We start from the raw sequence: 12,181 nt of genomic DNA, 5'->3' as shown, positions 1-12,181 counted from the left end.
TTTCAATCTCTTCCCAACTATATGGAGTTACCTACAGAACTTACGGGCGTGGAAGTTCGAATTATAGCACTAATAGGAAAATGGTTTCCTACTGGCGCACACAAGGTTGGAGCAACATTCGGCTGTTTAGTTCCTCCTCTGGTTACAGGACAATTTGACCCCACGAAACACAAAGCTGTCTGGCCCAGTACAGGCAACTACTGTAGGGGTGGTGCTTACGATGCAACGTTGCTGGCATGTGAAAGCATTGCCATTCTGCCAGAAGAGATGTCTCAAGAACGCTTTGACTGGCTCAGTACTGTAGCTGGAGAGATTATCAAAACTCCAGGCGGCGAGAGCAATATCAAGGAGATCTATGACAAAGTATGGGAGCTTCGTCGCACGAGAGATGATATTTTTGTGTTCAATCAGTTTAGTGAGTTTGGTAACTATTTGTTTCATTACGATGTTACAGGCAATGCCATGAGTGAAGTGTTAGACAAGGAACTCGGAAACGACAAATACAGAGGAGTGAGTTTAACGACAGGATCTGCCGGCACGATCGCCTGTCGTGACTTCATGAAGCAACAATACCCGAGCTCAAAAATTGCTGCTGGAGAGGCGGTTCAATGCCCAACCCTTTGGCTAAACGGATACGGTGCACATCGAATTGAGGGGATTGGAGATAAGCATGTCCCATGGATCCATAATGTCCGTAATACTGACATGATTATTGCAATCGATGACAACGATGTCATGAATCTCATGCGCCTCTTCAATGAACCCGCTGGTCAAAATTATCTAATTAACGATGTTGGTGTTTCTGAGGAACTAGTTTCAAAACTTGACTTATTAGGGATCTCCAGCATCGCAAACGTGCTCATGTCTATCAAACTCGCGAAATACTATGAACTGACTAGCAATGATGTCATATTAACCGTATTTACAGATAGCATGGAGATGTACGAATCGCGTTTGAGAGAAGCCCAAGAAGCGTTCGGAGAATATACGGAAAAGGATGCAATAAAGGATTACCACCGTTATATGTTAGGACAAAAAACAGATGCATTTATTGAACTTTCTCACTACGAAAGGAAGCGAATTCATCATTTGAAGTATTTCACATGGATAGAACAGCAAATGTTCGACGTTGATGAGTTGAACCGGCAATGGTACTATTACGAGGATTATTGGGGCGATATCCAAAAGGTGACGCCCAGGATTGATGAGTTGATCATAGAATTTAATGATCGGGTAGGCTTGCTGTAACATCCTCTCCGTCTTTCAGACGGGACTCTCGCCGAAAAAATTAAATTAAGAATTAGATTTTCTATACCTCTATTATTTTTCTTGCAGGAGATAACTTAAAGCAAGATACCAAAATGCGGTAAGCCACGTTAAAAAGAGTGCGAACCCCGCATAATTGTGCGTCCAAAACATCAGTTCAGTTCCATAAAATATCCCGACCAAACAAACAATAATAACTCGAATATAATTTGTTACTAATGTTCCAGCTATTCCAATGAGCGAACTGATTGCAATTTTTCTTCTCGGGACGGTATATCCCTCTCTTAAGAGTATTACAATAAAACAGCAGACGAAAATGAGAAAAGAATGAATACCTCCGCACCTTGCATCAATATATACAGAAGAAACCTTCGATGCAGCGGGAAATATAATTAGGTTTCCTTGATGAGTTGCAAGAATTCCTAAACCATTCAATGCCAATACTGTGACAAGTACCGTAAGATCTGTCATTATATTCGCTAAAGGTGTCTGCAAAATATATATATCGAGCTGAGTTGTCAAGAAAATCCAAAAAATAAATATTCCCGCAATAAACGGAATAATAAGCTTCCTTAGTATCTGAAATTTTTCGGATTCTTGTATGAACAAGAAGGTACCTCCGCCGAAGGAGAGTAATCCCAAGGGAGGCAAGAAAAAGAGTCTTGTAGACTCAAAAAGCAAATACAGGATGAATGCGACACTCCAAAGCACCGAACCCATTAATATTTTTAGTTTTGAATAATTCATTGCAAAATCGCTTAACTGTATTGATATTTCCTGATTTATCATTTTCTGAAAAAGATTTTGAATCTAAAATATAAATAAAATCGAATCACTAAAAGACAATTTGATTTGATTAGAGGATCTATTGGGAGAATCGAACTTGACATGGATTGAAGAAACATTTTCTACGATTCTGAATATCCTGTTTAGAGGCCATTATTCTGTATTTTACGTAATTTTTGCACTGATATTCTTTAGTTTGCCATTTCTCTATTTTATACTTCATAACTTGGATATACGTATTCCATTAACCCTTCCTGAAACAATAAAGCTGAGATATCTCTTTTTTGCACATATCATCCTCTCACTGCTTATTCTTATCCCTATAAATGCTCATGGCCCGCCATTTGATCTATCTAAATACTATTTTTTAGCGAATATACCGCGAGACGCAGATATATTGTATCGATGGATTACAGGCTCTGCAGCTACCTTTGCAGTTCGCATAGAACCACTTCCTTATGTCTTCTTACTCTCATTAATCTGGCTGGGATTCCCAATATATCTTTTGTTTCTGATACCTATTGTCTTCAGTGCAATAAACCTTCTGCTCGTATATAAATTATTAGAGATCACTTTTGATGAAATAATGGGTTTCTGGGGTGCATTCTTGTACATGTTTTCTCCAGTTATTTTGAGAATTGAAGTCGATTTGATACGAAATATGATGGGATTTACCTTCGGTCTCTTGATTTTTTATTCATGGAAAAAACAAAAATTTCTTACGCCTCTCTTTATGATTTTGCTGATGGGAACTCATTTAATAACTGCACTACCCTTTTTCATTGCGTTTATTTGTTTAGTGTACAAGGAGAAAGATCTTCTCGGATTCATATTTGTTGGAATTGTGGCTCTTATTGGAATTCTCGCTTCGCTTCCATTTATTTTTTACATCCTCGTTTATTTCACGATAGTGCATCCTTATTTTCTACCCTCACAAACTCTTTCAAGTCATATTGTGAACGTTCTGTATGAAATCTATAGGATTATTCCATTTATTGGCGTTTTAGGTGTTTATTTTCTTTGTAACCACAAGAAGCATGACCTTCAATGGGACAGTTATTTGGGTTTCTGTTTAGTTATGACGTGCGCGGGATTTGTTTTTCTAAGCCTGCATGTAAGTAGATGGGGCTGGCTAATGGTTATACCTCTCATCTTTCTGGTTTCTAAAAATCTGAATTCCGCAGATAATGATAGAGATATTCTTTTTCTTTTTCAAATCATAAATTATAGCTTATTTGCGTGCCTCTTATTGATTAGGACGTTCCTATAGGTCATTATAGCGCTAAAAACCTGAAGATGCTCCCAAGTCATCTTTTTGTGTCTATAAAAAAGAAAAAATAAAAATGAATTATTTTCTTTTGCGTTTCTTCGCTAGTACCGTTGTAACAGGGACAGCCACTCCCATGGTCAGCATCAGCATTGTTAAAAATCCAAGAGAGCCGATTTGAAACTCTGGGACGCTCACTCGCGTCCAATCAATACCATCATCTGAGATAGCATAGCCGATTCTATTTGTAGAAGAAGAATCTACTCCTGTGTACCACATCTTGTAGGTTCCCCCGTCATTAATGACGCATGGTGCTAGCACTTCAATCTCATCAAAATCTCCTGCTTGTCCTGATTCACTAAAGACAGGACCGAGGTTTTTGAACCAAGATACCCCATCATTACAACCAGCACGTCCAATCTTATAAGTGTTTGAATCGTTACCGCCTGAATACCACATTCTGTAGTCAGCATATTCAGCTACTTTAATTACACATGGACTGAATACATTAGTGTCATCCCATGAGTCTCCACCCGTTCCATCCATGACAGGATTTGCAGAATTCTTTGTCCAACTTTCGCCATCAGACGACCATGCATGCCCAATTGCTAAATTACTGCTGCCATCATTTCCAGTATACCACATTTCAAAGTAGTCTGTTTCATTTTTAATAACAGTACAGTGAAAAACATCGTGTACATCGAAACCAGCACCAAGATCCAATACTGACTGAGCTGTTTCAGATCCATCGAATTTGGTCCAACTTATGCCATCTGAAGAAGTTGCGTAGCCGATTCTCCATACTGGGCCGGTTTGTGAGCCACTATACCACATCTTATACGTTGATCCGTCTTTAATCACCCAAGGACTCATTACATTATCTTCATCGAATCTACCACTACTGCCTGCAGTGAGGACTGGATTTCCCGAATATTTTTCCCATAAGACCCCGTCATTTGATGTAGCATACCCAATTTGATAATTACTACCATTATGTCCACTATACCACATTTTGTAGAGTCCTCCGTCTTTAATGATACAGGCACGATCCACTCGTGTATCATCCCACGTTCCACTTGCACCGATATCTAAGACAGGTTCGGTATCTGCTAATACTGGCGCTGTATACCCCGCAACTAATAGAAATGATAGTACTACTGCAGCTATCCCTACTAATATCCCTCTTTTTGGAGTTTTTATGTACATTTTGATTTCTCCTTTGAACTTTTTCTCTCCTGTCATTACTTGCTGTATAGAAAAAGTAGTCCCGCTTTATGTTGATATGAATTATAAATTGTTTTCTACGGTTCGTATTTTAATACAAAAATACACTAATCAACAATTGCTTTGTGAGTGAATTTCAGTTCAACTATTATGATCAGAGGTCTGCTGTACACAGTGATATATAATTTAATTTTTCTTATGAATTTCATTAAAAGAATCAGTTTTTAATTTGAACAATTCACTAAATGAAGACACATGGAAGAAACGGAAACTGAGAAAGTTTTTTCTCTACGGGTAGATATAGATACGATACATGACTTGACAAAAGGTGTGACGACGCTTTTAGAACTATTTGAAAAATATGCTATAAGAGTAACCTTTTTTGTGACAATGGGACCAGATACCTCTGGAAAGAATTTTTTTAGGATTTGGAATAAAAGAACACACTTTTTGCACATAAATCCACTCAAAAAATATGGATTGAAAAATTTATTATATGGCATATTATTGCCTTCGCCAAAAATTGGCGAAGGACATCCAAAATTGCTTAAGAATATCATAGCAAGAGGACATGAATTAGGAATTCACGATTATGATCACTATCTATGGGCAAATCATTTAGAAGAAATGACTTTGGAAGAAATTGAGACGATTTTCTCTCGCAGTTATAATGCATATAAACGAATTTTTGGGACGCCACCCAAAGGTTCTGCTGCACCAAGTTTCAAATGGACAGTAAAAAGTCTGAAGATATTGGATAAATACAAGTTGTTGTATGCTAGTGACATGAAAGGAAAGAAACCATTCATACCTGCATTTGATAATGTTTTATTTAGGACATTACAGATTCCCATCAATACTCCGCTCATAGAGGACTTGGTGGTGAGAGGAAAATCAGATCTTGAAATTTTGAAGTTTTTAAAGAAGAAATTGCTCGATAATGTAGAAAAGTATAATTTCTCAGCAATGTATATTCATCCAAGTTATGAAGGAATCCACAAAGTGCATATATTACGTGATTTTCTACAATTCGTAATCTCTCAGAATCTCTCATTTTCCAGATTTTGTGAAGTCGCAAAAGTGTGGAAAAAGAGTAATGCATTGAAAGAGCATTTCATCAATCTCTAAGCGACGTAATGCTAAAGTGAATGGTGGTCTTAATACGATAAAACCTTTGAATATTTTGATGATTTATGAACTAGGCCCCGTGGGGAGGAACTTTTCTGGAGGGATAGAAGCCCATATTATGAATCTCGCTGAAAACTTGGCCCATATGGGGCATACAATTCTATTCCTTACTGGTGCAATCCCAGGCGCAAAAAAAACGTATTGCAAAAATAGGATAAAATTTAAGCGAGTAGATTGGTTAGGACTGGTTTCTACAGCTTGGAATCCATACAAGTTGACTGTAAGACGACAATTTTTTTTCTTTCTTGCCGCTTTAAAAGAATCACTTCGCATAAGACGTGAAAAATTCGATGTCGTTCATGGACATATTTATATGTCAGGTCTATTAGCGTATCTCTTTGGAAAAATCACGAAGATTCCTAGTATTAACACCATACACGGATCGTATTATGACGTCTGGGACTTTATTGAAAAAAATTCCTTCAAGTCAAAGTTTTTTAGAATAATGGAAAAAATATTGAGTTCATTCTTAGCACGACATTGTTCGTATCAGATTCATACAGATACAGCCTTTGCGAAAAAAGTCAAGCGTTGGACAGGAAATCACAAAAAAATTAAAACGATTCTTAATGGCGTTAATATAACGCGATTTTCACCCAATATTGAACCAATGGAAAAGTTAAAGGGTGGAAGTCCCGTCATAATGACGGTAAGGCGATTAGTACCAAAAAATGGGGTTCGTTTCCTTCTTGAAGCAGTTCCTTTTATTCTTAAAACTAACGATGTAAAAATTGTTATTATAGGTGATGGTCCAGAACGAGAACAACTTGTCAAACTTTCTTCTGAACTCAAGATATCAAAGAATGTTATTTTTGTTGGTGGGATCCCTAACTATCGCGTACCAAGCTATCTTTCGGCAGCAGATGTTGTTGTTGTTCCAAGCATTGTAGAAGCTTCTAGCATTAGTGTATTGGAAGCTATGGCGATGGCGCAACCAATTATAGCTGCGAATATCCCCGGTATAACTGATGTTACAAGCAATGGTCTAACCAGTTATTTAGTTTCATCAGGCTCTCCAAATGAAATTGCCAAAGCTGTTTTATTTTTACTTGATAATCCTTCATATGGTAAGAAACTCGGTAAAACTGCTCGAAATGTAGTAGAAAAACAGCACTCATGGACTAACATCGCAAAAGAAATAGCGGTGTTATATAAGAGCGCAATTTTAGAACAGAAATCTCAAAACAGTGAATACCTTTAATAACATGTCTGTTTTAACTTCAATTGCATCGAATTGCATGGTTTTTAGGATATTTTCTATTAGAACCATAATCTTAGGACTGCAGAATTATAGGGGTGAATATACTCGTCTAAAATAGTATTAATTTATACTTAAATAATGTGCTGGTCGTTCTGAATCCACTTAATACTTTAAAACGGCGTAGAAGTTGTCCTAAAATTATTTATCGCGCAATATACTTACAAATTGAAAGCATATCTATATATAATCGCCCTATTTATACTCTCTTTCAATTTATGCAATTTTTAGGAGCGAATATTTATGAATATAACCTACCCAAGAAGAGAGATACTATCTGGGATAGCTGCAGTAGTACTATCGTTTCTTCTGATTGTGGGATATGCGACTTCTGTGCAAGCTGCTGGTGCACAGACCCCTATAAATGCCTATGAAATTCCACCAAGTACAGCTGAGCCACAAATTGACGGAATTATTGGGGAAACTGAATGGTATGTTGGTGGAGAGTGGACAGAGGTTCAACTTTACAAAGGCGACACGACCACACCCGCATTTAAGATAAATGTTAAATTCTGTCATAATGATACAGATCTATTTATAGCCGCAACATACTTTAACTCCACTGCAGACAACACTAGATTATTTGTAGCATTTGAGGTTAACGATACTGGCCCCACCCCTCCTGATGGTATCATAGAACCGGACGATATTCTTGATATGGTAATATCCGTTAATGGAACATTTTCTATTTGGGATACCGACTGGTGGTCACCTGGTGGTATTGCTGAAAATGACACGGATGCTCTAGGAACAAATGATGCAACGGATGTGGTGACAGAGTCAGCGGGAGATTGGAGCATTGAAATATCGAAAAAACTAAATTCTGGAGATACGAATGGAAGGGATATTGCCTTAAGTGAAACCGATACTATTTCTATATTTTTCAGAGTTGAATTCGACGTAGGTGCAACTATGAATTACTACGCTGGGCAAGATGCTGAATGGAACGTGCTTACTATTAGCGGTGCAATATTTCCTGAGTTTCCAATTGAATCTTCCCTTGTCTTCATTGTAGCAACAATGTTAGCGGTATTTGTCTTTGTTGTAATTAAAAAGAGAAAAGAGTAACACAAAGCACTACATACATCGGTGACCATGTGACTGAACGATCACTCAAGTCTAGATATTTGTTTATCATTTATCTTTAGGGCTCTATATTTGCCTACTTTTTTTTTCTTAATCTATTGTTGAGCCATAAGCAAAAAGGTCTCCAGCTAAATAGATATCCGTTTGAACCTGTGACATGGGTTTAATTGGTACATTATTTTTTTTAGTTTGGTTGTCTAGTTTTCCTTCTTTCAAGTCAAGAATTAATTCATCACTAGTGTCGATGCTTGCCACATCAAAATTATCTAGCTGCATTAATGGCATCCCTGAATTAATGGCATTCCTCTTGTAAATTGCCCCGAATGATTCACCGATGATCGCTTTTATGCCAAGTGATTTGAAACAATCAACAGCTTGTTGACGACTAGAACCAGCACCGAAATTCTGGCCAACAATTAGTATTTCCCACTTTTCTGTTTCAATGCATTTAGCGAAGTCTTTCCATCCTTCAAGATTGTCTAATGCATATTGCCCCATCTCATTAATATCTGTGATCCACACGTATTTGTTATGGAAAATCATATCAGTGTCTATTGAGTTGATCATTTTGCCATTGATGTCTGTTAAAACGAATGCTTTACCTTTAATTATCAATGGTCGCTCTGTCATGTTTTAACCTTCTAAAGTTCTGGAACAGAAATCTCACCAGTTATTGCCGTCGCTACGGCTGTAGCAGGACTTGCCAAATATGTCTGTCCCTTTCCTTGTTTTCCTTTGAAGTTCCTGTTTCCAGTAGTCACTTGGACTTCACCTTCCCCAGTCATACCAATTTGTCCCGTTGAGCATGTGCTGCAAGCAGCGTGACTAACGATTACACCCGCATCATAAAAGATTTCTAATAGGTCATTTTTTAGCATTTTGCCATAAATCTCGCGTGTAGCTGGTACAATTTTAAACATTACTCCTTCTTTCACTTGCTTACCTCGTATCATTTTTGCCGCTAACTCAATATCACTATAACGGCCATTAGTACAACTGCCAATTATAACAGAGTCAACTTTTTTACCTGCTACTTCAGCAACATCTTTAACATTTTCAGGTGAATAAGGACAAGCAATTTGTGGTTTTAAACCATCAAAATCAATTTCTATTGTTTTTTGGTACGAAGCATCTTCATCTGCATATATTGGTTCAAAATCAAACTTACTTCTTTTTTTACAGAAATCAATTACTTCCTTACTTGACGGAATTAAGCCAATAATTCCTCCCATTTCGGTAACCATACTAGCTAGGGTGATCCTCCCATCTAAAGTCAAATTATTTATTGGTTGTCCGTAAAGTTCGGCAGAGAGACCTAAAAGTCCTGCTGAACCGAAATGTTTCACTAAAGCAAGCGTCAAATCCTTGGGTGTTGCATTACTCGCAATTTTACCCTTAACGTTTACTTTAACTGAATGGGGAACTTCGAACCATGTCTTTCCTGATTTGAATGTAAAAGCAATATCTTGGTCGCCCATTCCCTGTCCAAAGGCTCCAATGCTTCCTAGTATATTCAAATGGCTATCTGTCCCAACTAAGGTGCATCCAGGATAGGCAAATCCTTGTTCGATAGCAACGTGGCTGCCAATGCCTGAATTTACGTCGTAAACCTTAATACCTTCTTTACGAGCAAATTTTCTAATAGTATGCTGGTTTTCTGCATAACCAACATTGTTAGCAGGAACAACGCAATCAAACGTGAAAAAAGTCCTGCCAATATCTGCAATACGCTGTCCTTCTGGATAGTGTTTTTCTAAGTGATCAACTACATTAGCACCTGCGAAATCACGTGCAGTTCGAATATCAATGTCCATCCATACTATATTGCCAGGTTTAATCTCTTCTTTGGAATGATTGTTAATTATTTTTTCAATCATTGTTTTGCCAGACAAGAATTACCACACCTTAGAAAATGGTTTTTTCCAAAAATCTGTAAGAAATTCCCCATTATCCCCCTCTAACGCAATTTTGCCAATTCGAAGCAGATGAAATCACAGTGATGAACAATCCATGCTTCGGGAGTACGTTTCAGTTTGTTTCCTTCAGATGAATGTGCTAAACAAATATGTGCAATCTCGTATGGGAGTCCTTCACTGAGGCAGAGGTGCATCCCAATTGCAGGATGTCGAAAGAGGTCTCCTAATTGACTCTTGAGAAAATTCCCTTTATCTGAACGTGAATATTCAACCAATTTGCCAACATCGTGCAGCAATGCGCCTGCGACAAGAAAATCTTTGTTTATTTTGGTGATCTGTTCGGCTAATTCTCCAATTTTTTGAGCCATTTGAGTAGTTAAGCGTGTGTGTGCAACTAAGTTTATAGGACAGTCTTCAATTAAAAGTGTGAAAGGAATCCCCTCGATGTTATCCCATTCTCCCAATTCCATTGCCCGAAGAAATACGTTTATTACCTTCTCTCTTAATGCTGTATCACTTATTTCGTTTAATTCTGGGAACAGACTTTCGATATACATAGATGTGCCTCATTCTTCCCGTTAAATTCATGCACTTAAACGATATATTCTCTTCGAATCTAATAATCCTTTGCCTTGTAATTAATTTCCAAAAGTCTAAATATCGAATTACGTCGTTTTAGGTATGAATAACTTATTGCAACACACAACAACAAACGTAACATGAATAGTCGATTTTGAATATACCAATGTCATAACTCGACTCGGTGAGAATGATTAATAAAGCAATTCAATTAATGCACAGCAAAGCATAATTCATTCATTCAAGTTTGACTGAGGTAAGAACATGAGCGAAAAGCTTCCAAAAAAGGATGAGAATTTCAGCGAATGGTTTTCAACCGTATTAAGTGCAGCAGAAATCACCGATTTCCGATATCCTGTCAAAGGAATGGGTATATGGTTACCTCACGGATTTGCAATCCGGAAAAATGTTTTAAAGATTGCAAGAGAATTGAATGACGAAACAGAACACCAAGAGGTACTTTTTCCCCTATTAATACCAGAATCCTTTTTCCAAAAAGAAGCGGAACATATTGCAGGATTTGAAAGCCAGGTCTATTGGGTTACTCAAGGAGGTTTGTCACCTCTAGAGGTTAAGCTTTTGTTGAGACCCACTAGTGAAACAGCGATCTATCCAATGTTTAAATTGTGGATCAGAAGTCATGCCGATTTGCCTGTGAAAGTTTACCAGATTGTTTCAATTTTCAGATACGAAACAAAGGCCACTAAGCCATTAATTCGTGTAAGAGAGATTACCACCTTTAAGGAAGCTCACACAGCACATGCTACTCTTGAAGATTTAATGCAAGAACTGGATACCGCTGTATGGATTTACTCATCAATTTTTGATAGACTTTTACTACCTTACCTCATTTCTAAGAGACCAGATTGGGATAAATTCGCAGGAGCAGAATATTCTATGGCTTTTGACACCCTTACTCCAGATGGAAAAACTCTTCAGATAGGTACAGTTCACAATTTAGGTCAAAACTTCGCTCATGCATTTGACATTCAATTTGAGAACGAAACAGGATCGCATGAATATGTATATCAGAGTTGTTTCGGGATTTCAGAACGAGTTATTGCTGCACTCATTAGCATACATGGTGACGATCGCGGATTAGTCCTACCTCCAGAAGTTGCCCCTTTCCAAGCTGTGATTGTACCAATTTACTATAAAGAGAAAGAAAAAGAAGTGCGAGAAGTATCTGAACAAATTCTCAGTAAACTCCGCAAAGCAGGACTCCGAGTTCAATTCGATGATCGAGATGACTTAACTCCAGGCGCAAAATATTATTACCATGAATTACGAGGTGTTCCCATTCGGGTGGAGATCGGTCCTAAAGACATCCACGCAAATAAAGTTACATTGGTCCGACGGGACACATTGAAAAAAGAACAGGTTTCTATGAAGTCGATGATCGAGCGCATACAACAATTGTTGGATGAGATTACCGAAAATATGAAAACTACGGCAGAACAGAAATTCAAAGAACGAGTATTCAGCGCAAAAAATATCGAAGAAGTAAAAAAGATAGTAACTTCAAGGTCTGGAATAGTAGAAGTTTCTTGGTGTGGCGAAGAGGGATGTGCCCACGAATTAGAAGAGGAAATCTCAGGCAGTATATTAGGT

10 protein-coding genes are annotated in these 12,181 nt (G+C 37.7%); 5 read left to right on the top strand and 5 right to left on the bottom strand.

Features of this window, described 5'->3' with window-relative positions; translation table 11 throughout:
* Nucleotides 1-1,320 precede the first annotated feature (1,320 nt).
* Nucleotides 1,321-1,875 (bottom strand): archaeosortase/exosortase family protein, encoded by a 555-nt coding sequence (locus tag QVB70_RS00050; RefSeq protein ID WP_342766522.1) that lies wholly within the window; start codon nucleotides 1,873-1,875, stop codon nucleotides 1,321-1,323.
* A 274-nt stretch (nucleotides 1,876-2,149) separates the two neighbouring features.
* Between QVB70_RS00050 and QVB70_RS00045 the strand changes: the two genes are divergently transcribed.
* On the top strand, nucleotides 2,150-3,322 hold the full coding sequence (locus tag QVB70_RS00045; protein ID WP_287582128.1) for a hypothetical protein: 1,173 nt from the start codon (nucleotides 2,150-2,152) through the stop codon (nucleotides 3,320-3,322).
* A 78-nt stretch (nucleotides 3,323-3,400) separates the two neighbouring features.
* Here the strand turns inward: QVB70_RS00045 and QVB70_RS00040 are convergent, their stop codons facing one another.
* Nucleotides 3,401-4,525: a hypothetical protein gene (locus tag QVB70_RS00040; protein WP_287582126.1), complete on the bottom strand. Its 1,125-nt coding sequence runs from the start codon at nucleotides 4,523-4,525 to the stop codon at nucleotides 3,401-3,403.
* A 273-nt stretch (nucleotides 4,526-4,798) separates the two neighbouring features.
* Between QVB70_RS00040 and QVB70_RS00035 the strand changes: the two genes are divergently transcribed.
* The 3 genes from QVB70_RS00035 (at nucleotide 4,799) to QVB70_RS00025 (ending at nucleotide 8,057) form a co-directional block, all read left to right on the top strand.
* Entirely contained in the window at nucleotides 4,799-5,671 is an 873-nt protein-coding gene (locus QVB70_RS00035; protein WP_287582124.1) for a polysaccharide deacetylase family protein, read from the top strand.
* 58 nt (nucleotides 5,672-5,729) lie between these two features.
* Entirely contained in the window at nucleotides 5,730-6,932 is a 1,203-nt protein-coding gene (locus QVB70_RS00030; protein ID WP_287582122.1) for a glycosyltransferase family 4 protein, read from the top strand.
* Between the two features lie 300 nt (nucleotides 6,933-7,232).
* A complete protein-coding gene (locus tag QVB70_RS00025; RefSeq protein ID WP_287582120.1) occupies nucleotides 7,233-8,057 on the top strand; it encodes a hypothetical protein in 825 nt (274 codons plus the stop codon).
* 108 nt (nucleotides 8,058-8,165) lie between these two features.
* Here the strand turns inward: QVB70_RS00025 and QVB70_RS00020 are convergent, their stop codons facing one another.
* From QVB70_RS00020 to QVB70_RS00010, 3 genes are all read right to left on the bottom strand, one after another.
* Entirely contained in the window at nucleotides 8,166-8,705 is a 540-nt protein-coding gene (locus QVB70_RS00020) for a hypothetical protein (protein ID WP_287582118.1), read from the bottom strand.
* An 11-nt stretch (nucleotides 8,706-8,716) separates the two neighbouring features.
* Nucleotides 8,717-9,967, bottom strand: coding sequence for an aconitase/3-isopropylmalate dehydratase large subunit family protein (locus QVB70_RS00015; RefSeq protein ID WP_287582116.1), 1,251 nt, complete (start codon nucleotides 9,965-9,967; stop codon nucleotides 8,717-8,719).
* 65 nt (nucleotides 9,968-10,032) lie between these two features.
* Nucleotides 10,033-10,548 carry an HD domain-containing protein gene (locus QVB70_RS00010; RefSeq protein WP_287582114.1) on the bottom strand — a complete coding sequence of 172 codons (516 nt, stop codon included), beginning with the start codon at nucleotides 10,546-10,548 and terminating at the stop codon, nucleotides 10,033-10,035.
* A gap of 286 nt (nucleotides 10,549-10,834) precedes the next feature.
* Here QVB70_RS00010 and proS point away from each other — a divergent pair.
* A partial coding sequence (proS, locus tag QVB70_RS00005; RefSeq protein ID WP_287582112.1) for a proline--tRNA ligase occupies nucleotides 10,835-12,181 on the top strand: 1,347 nt, incomplete at its 3' end.

The organism is Candidatus Borrarchaeum sp. (assembly GCF_019058535.1).
GTDB classification, from domain to species: domain Archaea; phylum Asgardarchaeota; class Sifarchaeia; order Borrarchaeales; family Borrarchaeaceae; genus Borrarchaeum; species Borrarchaeum weybense.
The sequence above is the reverse complement of the archived record's forward strand: the minus strand, read 5'-3'. Positions and strand labels throughout refer to the sequence as shown.